At 59.5% G+C, this 17006-nt stretch carries 16 protein-coding genes; 13 read left to right on the forward strand and 3 right to left on the reverse strand.

The genetic code is table 11. From position 1 onward, the window contains the following. Positions 1 to 156: 156 nt before the first annotated feature. From PD282_RS07380 to PD282_RS07405, 6 genes are all read left to right on the forward strand, one after another. Positions 157 to 1143 carry a Gfo/Idh/MocA family protein gene (locus PD282_RS07380; protein WP_274649708.1) on the forward strand — a complete coding sequence of 329 codons (987 nt, stop codon included), beginning with the start codon at positions 157 to 159 and terminating at the stop codon, positions 1141 to 1143. Between the two features lie 12 nt (positions 1144 to 1155). After that, on the forward strand, positions 1156 to 2088 hold the full coding sequence (locus PD282_RS07385) for an aldo/keto reductase (protein ID WP_274649710.1): 933 nt from the start codon (positions 1156 to 1158) through the stop codon (positions 2086 to 2088). Then, entirely contained in the window at positions 2064 to 2873 is an 810-nt protein-coding gene (locus PD282_RS07390; protein ID WP_274649712.1) for an alpha/beta hydrolase, read from the forward strand. Before PD282_RS07385 ends, PD282_RS07390 begins: the two co-directional genes overlap by 25 nt. Before the next feature lie 302 nt (positions 2874 to 3175). Continuing rightward, a complete protein-coding gene (locus PD282_RS07395; protein ID WP_274649714.1) occupies positions 3176 to 4933 on the forward strand; it encodes an ABC transporter ATP-binding protein in 1758 nt (585 codons plus the stop codon). Between the two features lie 73 nt (positions 4934 to 5006). After that, positions 5007 to 6752, forward strand: coding sequence for an ABC transporter ATP-binding protein (locus PD282_RS07400; protein WP_420832348.1), 1746 nt, complete (start codon positions 5007 to 5009; stop codon positions 6750 to 6752). A 307-nt stretch (positions 6753 to 7059) separates the two neighbouring features. After that, the gene (locus PD282_RS07405) at positions 7060 to 8052 is read left to right on the forward strand and encodes an aldose 1-epimerase (RefSeq protein ID WP_274649716.1); all 993 of its coding nucleotides are present in this window, start codon (positions 7060 to 7062) and stop codon (positions 8050 to 8052) included. 194 nt (positions 8053 to 8246) lie between these two features. Here the strand turns inward: PD282_RS07405 and PD282_RS07410 are convergent, their stop codons facing one another. The 3 genes from PD282_RS07410 to PD282_RS07420 all read right to left on the reverse strand — a co-directional run bounded on the left by PD282_RS07410 (position 8247) and on the right by PD282_RS07420 (position 10724). Then, on the reverse strand, positions 8247 to 9146 hold the full coding sequence (locus PD282_RS07410; RefSeq protein ID WP_274649717.1) for a DMT family transporter: 900 nt from the start codon (positions 9144 to 9146) through the stop codon (positions 8247 to 8249). A gap of 115 nt (positions 9147 to 9261) precedes the next feature. Further along, entirely contained in the window at positions 9262 to 9840 is a 579-nt protein-coding gene (locus PD282_RS07415; RefSeq protein WP_274649718.1) for an HAD family hydrolase, read from the reverse strand. Beyond that, the gene (locus PD282_RS07420; RefSeq protein WP_274649719.1) at positions 9837 to 10724 is read right to left on the reverse strand and encodes a helix-turn-helix domain-containing protein; all 888 of its coding nucleotides are present in this window, start codon (positions 10722 to 10724) and stop codon (positions 9837 to 9839) included. The genes PD282_RS07415 and PD282_RS07420 overlap by 4 nt, the downstream gene beginning before the upstream one ends. 192 nt (positions 10725 to 10916) lie before the next feature. Between PD282_RS07420 and PD282_RS07425 the strand changes: the two genes are divergently transcribed. The 7 genes from PD282_RS07425 to PD282_RS07455 all read left to right on the forward strand — a co-directional run bounded on the left by PD282_RS07425 (position 10917) and on the right by PD282_RS07455 (position 16950). Beyond that, entirely contained in the window at positions 10917 to 11798 is an 882-nt protein-coding gene (locus tag PD282_RS07425; RefSeq protein ID WP_274649720.1) for a sugar phosphate isomerase/epimerase family protein, read from the forward strand. A 31-nt stretch (positions 11799 to 11829) separates the two neighbouring features. Beyond that, positions 11830 to 12846, forward strand: a complete 1017-nt coding sequence (locus PD282_RS07430) for a Gfo/Idh/MocA family protein (RefSeq protein ID WP_274649721.1) — start codon at positions 11830 to 11832, stop codon at positions 12844 to 12846. 185 nt (positions 12847 to 13031) lie between these two features. Then, entirely contained in the window at positions 13032 to 13787 is a 756-nt protein-coding gene (locus PD282_RS07435; protein WP_274649722.1) for an IclR family transcriptional regulator, read from the forward strand. A gap of 45 nt (positions 13788 to 13832) precedes the next feature. Further along, on the forward strand, positions 13833 to 14606 hold the full coding sequence (locus PD282_RS07440) for an SDR family NAD(P)-dependent oxidoreductase (protein ID WP_274649723.1): 774 nt from the start codon (positions 13833 to 13835) through the stop codon (positions 14604 to 14606). Between the two features lie 55 nt (positions 14607 to 14661). Then, positions 14662 to 15558 carry a fumarylacetoacetate hydrolase family protein gene (locus PD282_RS07445; RefSeq protein WP_274655084.1) on the forward strand — a complete coding sequence of 299 codons (897 nt, stop codon included), beginning with the start codon at positions 14662 to 14664 and terminating at the stop codon, positions 15556 to 15558. 113 nt (positions 15559 to 15671) lie between these two features. Further along, positions 15672 to 16112: an L-fucose mutarotase gene (fucU, locus tag PD282_RS07450; protein ID WP_274649724.1), complete on the forward strand. Its 441-nt coding sequence runs from the start codon at positions 15672 to 15674 to the stop codon at positions 16110 to 16112. Next, on the forward strand, positions 16102 to 16950 hold the full coding sequence (locus PD282_RS07455; protein WP_274649725.1) for an amidohydrolase family protein: 849 nt from the start codon (positions 16102 to 16104) through the stop codon (positions 16948 to 16950). The genes fucU and PD282_RS07455 overlap by 11 nt, the downstream gene beginning before the upstream one ends. Positions 16951 to 17006 lie beyond the last annotated feature (56 nt).

Raw genomic sequence — 17006 nt, forward strand, 5'->3', positions numbered from 1 at the left:
CAGCCGGCCCGGCCGTCATTCGGCAGGCGTCCCATACAGTCGCATGGAATGAAGGCACTTATTTGATACCGGACATCAATAATGTTCTATTTCATCTTGTACCGGGTTGGACTATAATGTTGCCAAAACCAATAGAAAAGCAGGTGCATATCGTTCATGACCCGTAAATTACGCTGGGGTATCGTCGGGTGCGCGGGTATCGCGATCCGTTCTGTTATCCCGGGCATTATGCAGTCCGCGACCGGCGAGGTGTCCGCGATTGCCAGCCGCGGAATCGCCAAGGCGGAGGAGACTGCCGCCAGGTTCAATATCCCGAAAACGTACGGCAGCTACGAAGAGCTTCTCGCCGACGGCGAAATTGATGCCGTTTACATTCCGCTGCCGAACCATTTGCATATGGAGTGGACGATCAAAGCGCTCGAAGCCGGCAAGCACGTGCTGTGCGAGAAGCCGATCGCGCTGAACGCCGAAGAGGCTGCGCGGATGGCCGAGACAAGCCTCCGCACGGGCCGCTATTTGGCCGAAGCGTTCATGTACCGCCACCAGCCCCGCTACGACCGCATCAAGGAGCTGATCAAGAGCGGCGAAATCGGCGAGCTGCGCGGCATACACGGCACGTTCACGTTCAATAACGCCGCCGCCGACAGCAATGTGCGTTTTCGTAAAGATTGGGGAGGCGGCGGGCTGTTCGACGTCGGCTGCTATCCGATCAGCGCGGCCAGGCTGATTTTGGAGACGGAGCCGGAAGCGGTTACCGTGCATGCGCTGCTGTCGCCGAAGCACGACAACGTCGACATGATGGCGTCGGGGCTCGTGGAATTTCCGGGCAGCGTGGCGCTGACGTTCGACTGCGGCATGTGGGCGGCGTTTCGCAACACGCTTGAAATATTAGGCACCGACGGCCGGATCGAGCTGCCGCACGCCTATATCGGCGACGGCACTTATTACGTCCACACAAAGGACGGCAAACGCAAGGAGACGCAGCCCGAGATGAATCAATATGCGCTGCAGGCGGACGATTTTGCCGCCGTCGTTTGGGGCGAGCATCCGCCGCGCTTTACGCCCGAGGACGCCGTGGCGAACATGCGCGTGCTCGACGCATGCCTGGAATCGGCTTATGATCGCAAACGCGTAACGTTATAGGAGGAGAAACGAATGAGAACGATTGCACTGCCGGGACTGAAGATGAACGTGACCCAGCTGATTATGGGGTCGGACTATTTTTCGCCGGATGTATACGATCTGGTGCGCGACAATTTGGATGCGTTTACGGCCATCGGCGGCAACACGATCGATACCGCTTACATCTACAGCGGCGGCCGGAGCGAGCAGGCGATCGGCATGTGGCTGGAGGAGCGGGGCAACCGCGCCAGCATCAACGTCTGGACGAAAGGCGCCCATCCGAATAAGGAAGGCGTGCGCGTCAAGAAGGAATTTATCGACGAGGAGCTGAAGATCAGCCTCGACCGGCTGCGCACCGACTACGTCGATCTGTATGCGCTCCACCGCGACGATCCGAACGTTCCGGTCGGGCACATTCTGGAAGCGCTGAACGAGCATGTCGAAGCGGGACGCATCCTGTGCTTCGGGGCGTCGAACTGGTCGACGGCGCGGCTCGAGGAAGCGAACCGTTATGCGGCCGAGCACGGCCTGCGCGGCTTCGATTTCAGCAGCCCGAACCTGAGCCTCGCCAAGGCGAAGGAGCCGTATTGGAAAGACTGCGTCAGCGTCGACGAGCCGATGATGAAGTGGCATGAGCAGAGCGGACTGCCGATTTTCTCCTGGTCGTCGCAGGCGCGCGGCTTCTTTACCGGTCGGTTTACGCCGGAGGACCGTTCTGACGCCGATCTCGTTCGCGTATTTTATAATGATGAGAACTGGGAACGCTATCGCCGGGCCGAGCAGCTCGGCAAGGAGAAGGGCAAATCGACGATTCAAATCGCGCTTGCTTATGTGCTGAACCAATCGTTCCCGACAGGGGCGATTATCGGGGCGCGCAACAAGGCGGAGATGGAATCGTGTCTGGATGCAACGACGATTGAGCTGACGAGGGAGGAAATCGAATGGCTGGATCTGCGGGCGAACTAATTGAGCTATGGCCGGAAGGCGCGCCGCTTGCGCAGGGGAACGGGGACGAAGACCGTCCGGCGCTGACGCCGTATCTCGTGCAGGGCGGCGGAACCGGCGCGGTTATCGTTTGCCCCGGCGGCGGCTACGGCATGCGGGCGGCGCATGAAGGCGAACCGATCGCGCAGTGGCTGAACGGCCTCGGCGTCTCGGCGTTCGTCCTGCGCTACCGCGTGGCGCCTTACCGCTACCCGTCCGCGCTCAAGGATGCCCAGCGGGCGGTTCGCCACGTGCGGCTGCATGCCGCGGAATGGGGCATCGACCCGGCCAAAATCGGCATCCTCGGCTTCTCGGCGGGCGGTCATTTGACGGCAACCGCGAGCGTATTGTTCGATCAGGGCGCCCCGGAGGCGGCGGACCCTGTCGAACGGCAGTCGTGCCGCCCGGATCTCAGCATTTTGTGTTATCCGGTCATCTCGCTCGACACGCGATACGCCCACGGCGGCTCGCGCACCAATTTGCTCGGGCCGGAGCCGGCCGAAGAGATGGTGGAGCTGCTCAGCGCCGAGCGTCAAGTAAAGCCGGACACGCCGCCGGCATTCATTTGGCATACGGCGGACGACGGAGCCGTGCCGGTGGAGAACGCGCTGCTTTACGCGTCCGCGCTGGCCGCGGCGAAGGTGCCGTTCGATCTGCACGTGTACGAGAAAGGCCGGCACGGCCTCGGTCTTGCCGGCGAAGACCCGCACGTGGCGTCCTGGACGACCGTTTGCGGGCTATGGCTCAAGCGGTACGATTTTTATTGACGAGACAGCAGCAGTCCCTTGACGGACGGTGGAGCGGAGTAAAATCCGGCCCCGGCCGGCAAGGGATTTTGTCCGTGTGCCTTTTTTTCGTTTTCCCTGTTCCAAACGGAGGAAAATGGGTTTAATATTAAATTGCGCTTTTTTTTAGAATACTAAGCACATCGTGGTTACCGCTTGGATTTGCCTTAGGGGTTCAAGCGGGAAGATTGCCTCGCCGCCAAATGACGGCCCGGTATCGCTTGTAAGGGCAAGCTTCGGCCTGCCTGGCTGATACAAGGAAACATGCGGGAGGAGATGGAGGATTGAAGCCGCAGCGATTGTTGTTTCATTATGTCAAAGCTAACGGCCATTTTTACGCGCTGGCGGTCATCCTGACGATGATCGCCAACGTTGCGCAATCGTATTACCCGAAGCTGATCGGAAGCTTTACCGACCAGCTCAATCGCGAGCAGCTCACGAAAGCGGATATCGTGAATTACAGCCTTATGCTGCTCGGCGTCGCGCTGGCCTTCGGCCTGCTGGCAGGCATCGGGCAGTATATTATTATGAGGCTTGGAAGGCGGTTCGAGTTTTATACGCGGAACCGGCTGTTCAGCCATTTTACGCTGCTCAGCGAAAATTACTACTCGAAGCACGGCGTCGGCAAATGGCTCAGCTACGTCATGAACGACGTAACGAGCGTGCGCGAGTCGATCTCGATGGGCATCAACCAGACGGCAAACGCGACGATGCTGATCATTTCCGCAATCATCATGATGCTGATCAGCGATATTCCGCTTTATCTCATAGCGGTTTGCGTGTTCCCGCTGCTTTTCATCCCCTGGCTCGTTACGAGATTCGGGCCGGTCATCCGCCAGCGCTCGCTTAAGGTGCAAGAGTCGCTCGGCACGATGACGGAATCGGCGGAGGAGCAGTTCGGGGGCATCCGGGTGACGAAAAAATTCGCCGTCGAGCCGATTATGATCGACCGGTTCGGGGCGACGGTAGAGCGGATCCGCGACAATCAGCTGCGGCTGGTGCGGGTATCGTCGCTTTTTCAGGCACTTATCCCGTTCATCGGAGCGATTTCGTTCATTATTACGATAGTGTTCGGCGGATATTTGACTATCCACCAGCGGATCTCGATCGGCAGCTTCGTCGCCTTGACGCTGTATATCCGGATGATGGTCAACCCGCTGCAGCAGATCGGCAATGTCATTAACACGATGCAGCGCTCAAAAGCGTCGCTTGTCCGCATTAACGACCTGCTGTCCGTCACGCCGGATATCAGCGAGTCGGAGGGTGCGCGCGAGATCGAGTTTAACCGGGCGGAAATTCGCATCCGCCATTTGACGTACGCGTACCCGGATTCGGCTCGGGAAGCGCTTCACGACATCGATATTACCGTAAAGCCGGGCAAAACGCTCGCCGTTATCGGACGGACGGGAAGCGGCAAAACGACGCTCATGAAGCTGCTGCTTCGCGTCTACGACCCGCCGGCCGGCACGATTCTGATCGGCGGCACGGATGTGCGCGATCTGAAACTCGAAAATTTGCGGGAACAGATCGCTTACGTGCCGCAGGACGGGTTTCTGTTCAGCACGACGATCCGCGACAACATCGCATTTTTTCGCCGCGACAGCTCGCTGGATAAGGTCGAGCGTGCGGCGAAGCATGCGCAGATTTACGACAGCATCGTCGAGTTTCCGGAGAAATTCGAAACGCATCTCGGCGAGCGAGGCATTACGCTGTCCGGCGGCCAGCGTCAGCGCACGAGCCTGGCCCGCGGCCTGATCAAGAACGCGCCGGTGATTATATTGGACGACAGCGTCAGCGCCGTCGACGCCGTCACCGAGACGAACATCATCGCGACGATCCGCAAGGAGCGGGCGAACAAAACGACGATCCTGATCGCCCACCGGATCAGCGCGATTGCGCACGCCGACGAAATCGTCGTGCTTGACGAGGGACGCATCGTGCAGCGCGGCACGCACCAGCAGCTGCTTGCGCAGAAGGGGCTTTATGCCGAGCTGCATGCCATACAAGAGGAGGGGAGCCGTCATGAAAGCCATGTCCGTTAAGCAGGGAATTCAGGAGGAAGCGGCCCCTGGACCGGAACGCGGGGCGGAGCCGAAGTCGGCCGGGGGCAAGGAGATGATCCGGTTTTTATACCGGTATGTCAAGCCGCACCGGGTTACGTTTTTACTTGTCGTCTGCTGTACGATCATCGCCATCGCCGCGGACCTGCTGCAGCCGTACCTGATGAAAATCGCGATCGACGACAATTTGATGGTCGGCCGGAACGATTTTCGCACGATTCTGACGATCGGCGGCGTCTATTTGGGCCTCTCGGTCGGCAGCCTGGTGTTTACGTATTTGCAGAACAATCTGCTGCAGTTCGCCGGTCAAAGCATCGTCGCCCGCGTCCGCAAGGAGCTGTTCACGCATATTTCGCGGTTGTCGATGCCGTTCTTCGACCGGATGCCGACGGGCAGCCTGATCACGCACGTCTCGAGCGATACCGAGACGCTCAACCAGTTTTTTACGCAGGTTGTGCTGAGTGTCATTCGGGACGGCTTGACGCTCGTGATGATTCTGGTCATGATGTTCCATCTCGATCCGCGGCTGGCGCTCTACTGCATGGTGCTGCTGCCGATTATCGCGGGCATCGCCATCGCGTTCCGCTCTTACATGCGCAAGACGTATCAGCTGACGCGCACCCGGCTGTCGCGCCTGATCGCCTTCGTGGCGGAAAATTTGGCCGGCATGAGCCTTATCCAGGCGTTCCACCAGGAGAAGGAGCAGGAACGGCAGTTCAGGGAGCGCAACAGCTCCTATTTCAGCGCCAACCTGCGGGAAATCAAAACGAACGTGCTGTTTAACCGTTCCTTCGATCTGCTCGGCAATATGTCGATTGCTTTCGTCACCTGGCTCGGCGGCTACGCGGTGCTCGGGCATACGATCGAATTCGGCGTATTATACGCGTTCATTACGTATATCCGGCAGTTTTTCCAGCCGATCAACTCGATCACGCAGCAGTGGAACACGCTCCAATCGACGTCCGTATCGGTCGGCCGGATCTGGAACCTGTTCTCCGTCTCGCCCGAGATCAAGGAGCGCGAAACGGAGATTCCGCTCGAAGCGCCGAAAGTACAGGGCCGGATCGACTTCAACCGGATCAAATTCGGCTACAGCCCGGACGAACCGGTGCTGCACGATCTCGATCTGCATATCCGGCCGGGCGAAATGATCGGCGTCGTCGGCACGACCGGCGCGGGGAAAAGCACGCTGATCAGCCTGCTTTGCCGCTTCTACGATACGCAGAAGGGCAGCGTCACGATCGACGGCGTCGATATTCGCGACATTCCGCAGCCTTCGCTGCACCGGATCGTCGGCCTCGTCCAGCAGGAGCCGTATCTCTACTCCGGCAGCATCGTCGATAACGTCCGCCTGTTCGACGAGACGATCTCCCGCGAGGACGTCATTCGCGCCTGCAAATTCGTCGGCGCCGACGCCATTATCCGGCAGAAGAAAGACGGCTACGACACGCGGCTGTCGGAGCGGGGCAGCGGATTGTCGGCGGGCGAGCGGCAGCTCATTTCGTTCGCGCGGATTATCGTGTTCCAGCCGAAGGTGCTCATTCTCGACGAAGCGACCGCCAATCTCGACTCGCAGACGGAGCAGCTGATCCAGTCGGCGCTGGAAGCGGTGTCCAAAGGACGGACGACGATCGTCATCGCGCACCGGCTGTCGACGATTATGCAGGCGGACCGCATCATCGTCATGCGCAGCGGGCGGATCGTCGAAGAAGGCACGCACGAGCAGCTGCTGCGCCAAAAAGGCTACTACGAGCAGCTTTACCTGCACTCGCAGGGAAGAAGCAAGGTGGAAGCAGGCTAGACCGCGAAAATCGCCGGATCGGCTTTCGCTTCCGATCCGTAGGCTTGGTGCGCAGGGAGTGTTATGCGAGGGCCCGGCCCGGATACAAAAGGCAAAATGGCATCGCCAGGCCGAGGCTCCGTTGGATCATGTGACCTGTCGTTAGAGGCGGGTGCTTTCCCGGGGCGGGGAGCGGGACGGACCGCGGGGCCTCCCGAAGGCAGGCCTGTGCGGAAATCGTTATTCGTTTCGCCGGATTTTTCGTTTTTATGGTAAGCTGATTACGGCCTATTTTCGAATCGATGTTAAAGGAGCGAACCCTGTTTTTATGAGCCAATTTCAAGCGTACGAAGGCACTTATCAAGGCGAGAAAGCCATTTGGCTGAAGGCCGGCCGTTACGAAGCGGCCGTTCTTCCCGAAATCGGCGGCAACTGCATCGCGTTCCGCGATACGGAAACCGGTTACCGGTTTCTCCACGAGCCGGCGGAAGAGGAAATGGCATCGTTCAAGGCGCGCCCGATCATCCACGGCATTCCGATCCTGTATCCGCCTAACCGTTACGAAGACGGAAAGTTTCCGTGGAACGGCCAAACCTACCAGTTTCCCGTTAATGAAGCGGCTACCGGCAACCATCTGCACGGCTTCGTTTCGGACACGCCTTGGGAGGTGGAGGATTTCGGCCAGTCGAAGGACGAGAGCTTCGTCGTCGTCGCACTGATGGTGCGCGAGGGCCATCCGGTCCACAGCCATCTCCCGTTTCAATTTACGATCAAGCTGCGCTACGGGCTCAGCGGCGACGGCTTGTCGCAGCGGCTGTTCGTGCGCAACGACGGCGAACAAAAAATTCCGTGCCTGTTCGCGTTCCACACGGCGATTAACGCACCGTTCGCGCCGGGCGGATCGGCGAAGGATTACCGCGTCAAGCTGACGATCGGCGAGCGCTGGCAAATGAGCGACCGGATGCTGCCGACGGGGCAGTTTCAGACGCTGGCGCCGGAGGAGGAGCTGCTGAAGGGAGAGGGCGTCTATCCGTTCTTCGGCGCGATGGACAACCATTATACGGCGGTACCGCAAAACGGCCGCAACCGGATGGAGCTGACCGATACGAAGCTCGGCGCGACGCTCGTATACGATGTCGGCACATCCTACAAGATGTGGATGATCTGGAACAATTTTGCGAGAGAGGGCTTCTTCTGTCCCGAACCGCAAATCAACCTCGTCAACGCGCCGAACAGCTCGCTGCCGACTGACGAAATCGGCTTGTTCAGCCTCGAAGCGGGAGAGATTTGGGAAGAAACGGCAAGATTGTACGTGAAATAAAGCGATAAAAATCCGTTGGCCTGCGTGGCGCTTCCGATGAGGAAGCGCCGGGGCCAACGGATTTTTTTTACCCTTGGGCTGCAGAGAAATCCGCGCATAAAAAAAGGAATACACCGTATGTATTCCTCAAGTCCGTTATGATGGGATGCTTTCGGGAAAATTGAAACCGGCTGCCCGGGCGGCTATGCTCACGTCTATATTTTCGCCTCGATAACCGGCTTTGGGGACGGCTTCTTGTTGGACACCGCCACGCCGACGAGTATAAGCATCCCTCCGGCGATCTGGGAGGGGCGGATCGGATCGCCAAGCACGAAGTGGGAAATGACGATCGCGATAAACGGCGGAATGTTCATGAACATCGCGCTTGCCGAAGCGCCGACGACCGAGATGCCCTTGTTCCACCAAAAACCCGCAAGCCCTTGGCCGATCACGGCAACCGCAACCAGAATCACCCAGCTGAGCAGTCCGGTGCTGTAGTGCAGATGGCCGCCGGCTGCTTCCCATGAGGCGGCAGGGATCATCATCATCGTGCCGAGGACGGTGGAATAGATCGTGACGCCGTAGGAAGACATGGCGGCGGTCAGCTTCCGGATAAACAGCAGGCTGGCCGACATGCCGAGCATGGCGAGCAGCAGGTAGACGTCCCCTTTGGACGCATCCAGCGAGCTTCCGCTGCTCAGCACGATGATGCACACGCCAGCCAGCGCGAGGCTGGCACCGGCAAATTTCAAGACGCTTATATATTCTTTTAAGAATAAACGGGCGAGAAAGGTCGTCGCAATCGGGGAAAGCGCGATGATCAGCGCCGCGTTGCCGGCGGTCGAGTACTGCAGCCCCGCGAAATAAAAAAGCTGGTTCATCAGCGTCCCGAAAAATCCAGTAAAAAAGAGCAAGATCCATTGACGCGCCGTGGGGCGTTCCATGGACCGGTGGATGCAGGCGACGGTGATCAGAAACAGCGACATGACGACCAGTCGCGAGAAAGATAAAAAAACAGGCGAAAAATCGCGCAGCAAATACGCGCTGCACACGTAGTTGCCGCCCCACAGCAGCGATACGCCGCACAGCTTGAAAAGAACCGACCGGTCGTTCATCTCGTTTCCCCCACGTTCAATCAGCAATTGGAACGAGGAAAGTATAGTCCTTCGCCAGCGCTTCGTCAATACAAGAAAATAGGCGCCGGGTGTAATAATCCGGGGCTGGCATAGTTTAAGCCAGCAGGCGCTCCACCTGCTTTGTCCATTCGCCCGCTTCGTCGGCGGTCAGCGTTCGCCAGCCGAGTTTTTCCGCCTGCACAAAGTTGACGTCCTGGTCGTCAATGTACAGCACGGGGCCCTGCCCGGTCAGCTGCGAAGCGGCCAGCCGGTATATTTCTTCCTCCGGCTTGCAGACGCCGGACTCGCTCGAGATGGTTACGCCGGCAATAAACGGCAGAATCGGCTCCAGCAGCGGCCGGATCCATTCGGCCCGGTGATTGCTGAGCAGGTGAATGCCGGCCATTTCGCTCCACTGCGGGATGAGCGCCATTGCGGGCAGCGGCTGCAGGCTTTTTTGCAGCATCCGCGCAGTCTCCTCCGCGTCCAGCGCGGGGAAGCGGCCCGTAAGCCAGCTCCAAAACCCGCTTTCGGGCAGTTCCCCCGACCACAGGCTCCTGCGGAGATCCTTCCGGAACTGCGCACGAAGCTGTTCGCCGGGAACCGACGCGCATGCGGCGGCTTCGCGCCAGAAGTCGGTCATATTCGTCAGCAGCACGCCGCCGACGTCAAGAACAAGCTGCGGTTTCGTCATTCGGGTTCCGGTCTCCTTTCGTTTGAAGGCGGCGCAGCCCCGCGTTTGCGGATTTCCGACGGCGTTGCGCCTTTCATCTTTTTGAACACGCGCCCGAAATACGTCATGTTCGAGTAACCGATGCGCCCGGCGATTTCCGTCACCGGCATGTCGGTGTCGAGCAGCAGCCGTTCCGCCTCCTGCACGCGCAGCAGGTGAATATATTCGAGCAGCGTTTTGCCGGTCACCTGCTTGAACACTTTGCAGAAATGGTTCGGACTGAGGCCGACGAGCGCAGCCGCCTCCTCGACGCCGGGCGGGCTGTCGTACCGGCTGCGGAGCGTTTGCAGCAGATGCGACAGGTCGTGCGACCGGCGCACCTGCGGCATCGGCCGCGCGGCGCACGTCTGCGCATAGCGGAAATATTGGCCGAAGATGCGCAGCAGCTCCGCCTTGACGAGCAGCTCGTAGCCGGGCTCCTTGCGCTTGAACTCGCCGACGGCCCGCTCGATCGATTCGCTCATCTCGGCCATGCTGGCTTCGCCGCGTTTCATCGTGCTCGGCCAGTTGAACCGCTGGTTCAGATAAGGCAGAAAATAATGATGCTCCGTGATGTCGAGACCGCTTCCCCGGACAAGCGCTTCGTTGAACACGATGCAGACGAGCTCCGCATCCGGCGTCAGCGTCACGACGCTGTGCAGCTGCCTGGAATTGACGAAGGCGAGCTCGCCTTCCCCGAGCTGCTCGTAAACGGCGTCGATCTGAATGCGGGCTCTTCCTTTACGCACATAGATCCATTCGATATGATCGTGCCAATGCATGCCGACATTGGAAACGATAAAAACATTGATCGGAAAGGTCCGATCCGGAATAAATGTGTTCTCCTTAAGCGGGCTGACCGTCATGCTCCCTGTGCCCCCCAGCTTTTGTAAGCATACGATTTTATCAATATAATCGCAGAAAATGCAGGTGTCAACGCTTTATTTCCGGCAGAAATCGTAAGATCGTACGAATAGTTCGGAATAGTGCTTCTAGTTTGCGGCCGGGCGATTTTGTACGATGAAAGGGATTTAAAACAGGGAGGAACGATTACGAAAATGAAACAGCTCCGAATCGGCACGCTTGTCGGCGGCCACGACGCCGTACGCGTCCTGCCGCAAATCATTCCGCACGGCTTCGAGTCGTTTTCGCTGACGTTCTGGCAGTCGACGAACAATGCGGATTTATCGGAAATCGCGAAAAGAGTCAAGGATATTTTGGCTGAACAAGACATCGTCATTTCCAGCCTCGGCATATTCGGCAACCCGCTCACCGGCGCGGGCAACAATGCGGATACGCTGGCCAGCTGGGAGCGGCTCATCGACCATGCGCATGAGTTCGGAACCGATCTGGTCGCCGGCTTCACCGGCAGGATGCCGGGTGCGATCGATGAATCGCTGCCCCGTTTCGCCGAAGTATTCGGCGAGCTGTCGAAGCGGGCGGAGGACCGCGGGGTCCGGATCGCCTTCGAAAATTGCGACATGGGCGGCACCTGGAAGGAAGGCGATTGGAACATCGCCCACAATCCTATTGCCTGGGAAATGATGTTTAATGCCGTACCCGCAGACAATATTGGATTGCAGTGGGAGCCGACGCATCAGATGGTCAGCCTGATCGATCCGATTCCGCAGCTGCGCAAATGGACGCACAAAATTTTCAATGTACACGGCAAGGATGCGACGATCGCCTGGGACATCGTCCGCGAAAACGGCATCCACGGGCCGAAGCAGTTCGTATGGCATCGTACGCCGGGATTCGGCGATACGAACTGGACAGATGTCATTTCCATTTTAATGCAGGCGGGTTACCAGGGCAGCATCGACATCGAAGGCTGGCACGATCCCGTATACCGGGACGAGCTGGAAATGACGGGCCAGGTGCATGCGCTGAACTATTTGAAGCAATGCCGGGGCGGAAGCTTCGTACCGAATCCGGAATAAAGCTTTACGTATAGGAGGGAATCGAGCGGACATGGCACAGCATAACATCATTGTCGCCGGCTGCGGCGGCATGTCGAACCAGTGGCTGGATTACGCGGCCGAGCGGGAAAATGCCGAGATCGTCGGCTTGGTAGACATCTTCGAGGAGAGCGCGGTCAAAATGAAGGAGCGCCGGGGGCTTAACGTCCCGACGTTCACCGATTTGTCGCAAGCGCTCGCCGAGACGGATGCGAACCTAGTGTTCGACGTTACGATCCCGGCGAGCCACAAGACGATCGTCACGACCGCGATGAAGGCGGGCCGGAACGTGTTCGGCGAGAAGCCGATGGCCGAGTCGCTCGCGGACGCGCAGGAAATCGCGGACGTATCGAAGGCGACGGGCAAACGGTACAGCGTCATGCAAAACCGCCGTTATTTGAAGCAGATCCGCGCATTCCGCGAGCTGGTCCAAAGCGGCGCGATCGGCCAAATCGGCACGATCCATGCGGATTTCTTCCTCGGGCCGCATTTCGGCGGCTTCCGAGACGCGATGGACAGTCCGCTGATCGTCGATATGGCGATCCACACGTTCGACCAGGCGCGCTTCATCAGCGGAGCCGATCCGGTGTCCGTTTACTGCCATGAATTCAACCCCCCGGGCTCCTGGTACAAGGGCAATGCCTCGGCGGTCTGCATATTTGAGATGAGCGACGGCTCGGTGTTCACCTATCGCGGCTCGTGGTGCGCGCAGGGGCTTCCGACCTCGTGGGAGTCGGAGTGGCGCGTTATCGGAAGCAGCGGCACGGCAAAATGGGACGGACATTCGCTCCCCGTCTGCGCCGTCGTCGATGAGTCAAAGCCGGTCGAATTTTTCGCCGCGGTCAAACCGGTCGAGGCCGAGGACCGCTGGCAGGGGCGCGAAGGCCACAAAGGCTGTCTCGACGAAATGTTCGCGGCGCTCGAGCAGGGCCGCCCGGCGGAAACCGACTGCACCGACAACATCAAGAGCGTAGCGATGGTGTTCGCCGCCGTGGAGAGCGCGCGCACGGGCAAGAAGGTCGCTCTGTAGAACGCTTCAACGCATCCAGGCCCATCATTCTAGCGGGGACGATTGCCGCTCGAGTTGTGGGCTTTCTTTTTTATCCCCTCATCAATTTGTTCTTGAAACCTGCGTTGAAATGGGCTATCTTAGGAAGTGAGTTCACTATAAAGAATCGGGTTTATTATAGTAAACCTGGGTGCGAGGTCAAGTGATTGTCGGAAAACCGGAAATACTGGGTTCCGGCGCTGGAGAAGGCGGACGGCATTTTGTCCGTTCTGGCCAAGGAGCCGGACAAACACAAGCTCATCGATCTGTCCCGCCGTCTCGGCATCAACAAAAGCTCGATGTTCTCGCTGCTGGCCACGATGGAAGCGCTGAACTGGGTGAGGAAAAGCGCGGCCGACACCTATTCGCTCGGTCCCGCCGTCTCGGCTTACGCTTCGTCCTATGCGCAGCATTTCGAGCTGTACGATGCTTTTCAGCATGAAGCCGCACCGGTGCGCGACAAGCTGCAGGAGACGATTCAGCTGGCCAGGCGGGAGGGCGACCACATTTTATACCTGGGGAAAATGGAGGCGCAGACGCCGGTCCGGCTGCTGTCCGAGCCCGGCATGCGCCTGCCCGCCCATGCGACGGCGCTCGGCAAGTCGCTGCTGGCCTGGCTGCCGGAGAAGGAGTGGAGCCGCCTCTATCCGAAGCCGGAGCTGACGGCCATGACGCCGAATACGATCGCCCGCCGCGAAGCGCTGTTTGAGGAGCTGCGGCGCATTCGCGGGCAGGGGTACGCCGTCGACGACCAGGAATCGGTCATCGGCTTCCGGTGCGTCGCCGCACCGGTGTTCAACCGGGCGGGCGAAGCCGCCGCGGCGGTCAGCTGCTCGATGCCGCTTCACCAGTGGGAGCGCAAGGCGGACGAAGCGCGGGCCGAGCTCATCGGTCTCGCCCGGCGGATGACGGAGCTGCACTGACGGGAAAGCGCTTCACATTCATCGTCCTACGAAGGAGGTTTGACCATGCGATTGCAAGGAAAAGTGACGCTGATCACCGGCTCCGGCTCCGGTATCGGCAAAAGCACGGCGCTGCTGTTTGCGAAGGAAGGCGCAATTGTCGTTGTCAACGATTTGTCGGAAGAGCACGGCCGGGGAACGGTGAAGGAAATCGAAGAAGCCGGCGGTCAGGCGGCGTTCATTCAGGCGGACGTGACGAACCCGGAGTCCGTCTCGGCGATGACGGACCAAATCATCGCCAAATTCGGGCGTATCGACGTGCTGTTTAACAACGCGGGCATCAGCGGCGTCGGCCAGCTGCACGAAATCGAGCCGGACGACTGGGACCGGGTGATGAACGTCAACATCCGCGGCGTTTTTCTGCCGAGCAAATACGTGCTGCCGCATATGATGGAGCGCAAAAGCGGTTCGATCATCAACATGTCCTCGTGCATCGCGGAGATCGGGCTGGCCCGCAGGGCGTCCTATGCCGCGACCAAAGGCGCGGTGCTGGCGCTTACGAAATCAATGCAGGTCGATTATGCGCCGTACCATATCCGCGTCAATGCGCTGCTGCCGGGCACGATCATGACGCCGTTCGTGGAAAAGTATTTGAAGGAATCGTACAGCGACGAAGCTGCGGCGATCGAAGGGCTGAAGAAACGCCAGCTGAGCGAAAGTCTCGGACGGCCGGAGGACGTCGCCAAGGCGGCGCTGTTCCTCGCTTCGGATGAGTCGACGTTCGTCATGGGCGCACCGCTGTACGTCGACGGCGGCGCCGTATTTGGCAAAAACGCCTAAAACGCTGCATGCATCAAGAAAGCCATCATCATCTTATGGAGGGGTTATGCTCATGCTGAAATTGCTCACGTTTATAAAAGAAGGACGGCAGGCGCTCGGCGTCAAGACGGAAGCCGGCGTCATCGACATCGAACGGGCGCTGGCGAGCCATCCCGCGCAGCAGGAGGTCGCCACCGACGTCATGGACGTCATCCGCGGCGGCGAACCGGCAGTTGCGGCGCTTGAAGCTTACGCTGCGTCGCTCCCGGAAAAAGGCGCCTTCCTGCTCGACGAAAACGCGCTGGAGTGGGGACCGTGCGTCACGCGGCCGAACAAAATCATCTGCGTCGGGCTGAACTACCGCAAGCATGCGGAAGAAACGAACGCGCCGATTCCGCAATATCCGATCCTGTTCAACAAGTTTAACAATACGTTGACCGGGCATAAGCAGAACGTCGCCGTGCCCAAAGTGACGGACGAGCTGGATTACGAAGCGGAGCTCGTCATCGTGATCGGCAAACGGGCGAAAAACGTATCGAAGGAGCAGGCGCTGGACTACGTATTCGGCTACTGCGCGGTCAACGACTTGTCCGCCCGCGACCTGCAGACGCGCACGCATCAGTGGCTGCTCGGCAAAACGTGCGACGATTTCAGCCCGCTCGGCCCGTATCTCGTGCCGGCGGCCGAGGTCGGCAATCCGAACGAGCTGGTCATTAAAGCGATCGTGAACGGCGAGGTGCGCCAAAATTCGAACACCTCCGACATGATTTTCTACTGCGACGAAATCGTGAGCTATATCTCGCAGCATATGACGCTGGAGCCGGGCGATATCATTTTGACGGGGACGCCGGAAGGGGTCGTGCTCGGGCTGCCGAAGGAGCAGCGGGTTTATTTGAAGCCGGGCGACGAGGTCACGATTGAGATTGAGAAGCTGGGTTCGCTGACGAACCGTTTCGTGCCCGACGAGGCCTAAAGGCCGGCCGATCGCAGGGCTGCCTGCGGTTTGCGGCAGCAGAATAAGGGAAGCTCATCGGCGGGCCTTCCTTTTTTTGAAACTTGACCAGGAAAGGCAGGAGAAGCAGGACGATGCTGAAAGGAATCTCGCCCCTCATCCCCCCGGAGCTGCTGAAAATCATGATGGAAATGGGGCACGGCGACGAGCTGGTGCTCGCCGACGCCAATTTTCCCGCGGCCAGCCATGCCCAGCGGCTCGTCCGGTGCGACGGCCATCCGATCCCGGAGCTGCTGGAGGCGGTCCTGCGGCTGTATCCGCTCGACACGTACGTCGAGCAGCCGGCGGCGCTGATGGCGGTTGTGCCCGGCGACCCGGTCGAAACGCCGATTTGGAACCGCTATCGCGAGCTGGTTCAGCCTCATGCCGGAGGCAGGGCGGACCCGTTCGAGCAGATGGAGCGGTTCGCTTTTTACGAACGGGCCAAACGCGCTTATGCGATAGTAGCTACCGGCGAACGGGCGCAGTACGCCAACCTTATCCTGAAGAAGGGGGTCATCGTCCGTGAGAATTGACGCGCACCAGCATTATTGGAAGCTCGGCCGGGGAGATTACGGGTGGCTCACGCCGGACGTGCCGGTTCTGTACCGCGATTATTTGCCCGAGGACCTCGAACCGTCTCTGTCACGGCACGAAATCGGCGGCACGATCGTCGTGCAGGCGGCGCAGACGCATGCGGAGACGGACTTCCTGCTGGAGCTTGCGGAGCGGTGCGCATCGGTCGCGGGCGTCGTCGGCTGGCTCGATTTCGGCGATCCGGCTTGGCCGGAGGCGCTGAAACGGTTTCAAGCAAGTCCCAAGTTCGCGGGCATTCGTCTCATGATCCAGGAAATGAGCGATCCGCGCGAGGCGCTGCAGCCGCATATCATAAATGCGCTCCGCCGGTTTGCCGAAGACAGGCTGCCGGTTGATCTGCTTGCGGTTTCGCATCAGCTTCCGGCTGTGATGGAGCTGCTGGAGCTCGTGCCGGGCCTGCATGCGGTCATCGACCACCTGTGCAAGCCGCAAATCGCCGCCGGCGTATTCGAGCCTTGGGCGGAGCAAATGAAGGAAATCGCCCGCAGGCATCCGGGCACCAGCTGCAAGCTGTCCGGAATGGTGACGGAAGCCGATCACGCGGGCTGGAAGCCGGACGATTTTACCGCTTATGTGCGCCATATCGCCGAATGCTTCGGACCGTCCCGCGTCATGTTCGGCAGCGACTGGCCGGTGTGCCTGCTCGCGGCCGATTACGGCCAGGTCGTGTCGGTGCTGGAGCGGGCGCTGCCGGAATCGTTCGGCGAGGCGGAGCGGGCTCGACTGTTCGGCGGCAATGCGGCGGCGTTCTACAAGCTGAACGGGGCAGAGAGATAAGCCGCCTTTTTCGGGACAGCGGCGGCTCTTTGCTCGTAATTGAACGTTAAGCAAAA

This window comes from Paenibacillus humicola, assembly GCF_028826105.1.
In the GTDB taxonomy this organism is placed as follows: Bacteria; Bacillota; Bacilli; order Paenibacillales; family Paenibacillaceae; genus Paenibacillus_Z; species Paenibacillus_Z humicola.

What these genes read in the sequence shown, in the direction of transcription:
- PD282_RS07380 (WP_274649708.1), top strand. Translation starts at nt 157, where the DNA reads ATGACCCGTAAATTACGCTGGGGTATCGTCGGGTGCGCGGGTATCGCG.
- PD282_RS07385 (WP_274649710.1), top strand. Translation starts at nt 1,156, where the DNA reads ATGAGAACGATTGCACTGCCGGGACTGAAGATGAACGTGACCCAGCTG.
- PD282_RS07390 (WP_274649712.1), top strand. Translation starts at nt 2,064, where the DNA reads ATGGCTGGATCTGCGGGCGAACTAATTGAGCTATGGCCGGAAGGCGCG.
- PD282_RS07400 (WP_420832348.1), top strand. Translation starts at nt 5,007, where the DNA reads ATGATCCGGTTTTTATACCGGTATGTCAAGCCGCACCGGGTTACGTTT.
- PD282_RS07405 (WP_274649716.1), top strand. Translation starts at nt 7,060, where the DNA reads ATGAGCCAATTTCAAGCGTACGAAGGCACTTATCAAGGCGAGAAAGCC.
- PD282_RS07410 (WP_274649717.1), bottom strand. Translation starts at nt 9,146, where the DNA reads ATGAACGACCGGTCGGTTCTTTTCAAGCTGTGCGGCGTATCGCTGCTG.
- PD282_RS07415 (WP_274649718.1), bottom strand. Translation starts at nt 9,840, where the DNA reads ATGACGAAACCGCAGCTTGTTCTTGACGTCGGCGGCGTGCTGCTGACG.
- PD282_RS07420 (WP_274649719.1), bottom strand. Translation starts at nt 10,724, where the DNA reads ATGACGGTCAGCCCGCTTAAGGAGAACACATTTATTCCGGATCGGACC.
- PD282_RS07425 (WP_274649720.1), top strand. Translation starts at nt 10,917, where the DNA reads ATGAAACAGCTCCGAATCGGCACGCTTGTCGGCGGCCACGACGCCGTA.
- PD282_RS07430 (WP_274649721.1), top strand. Translation starts at nt 11,830, where the DNA reads ATGGCACAGCATAACATCATTGTCGCCGGCTGCGGCGGCATGTCGAAC.
- PD282_RS07440 (WP_274649723.1), top strand. Translation starts at nt 13,833, where the DNA reads ATGCGATTGCAAGGAAAAGTGACGCTGATCACCGGCTCCGGCTCCGGT.
- fucU (WP_274649724.1), top strand. Translation starts at nt 15,672, where the DNA reads ATGCTGAAAGGAATCTCGCCCCTCATCCCCCCGGAGCTGCTGAAAATC.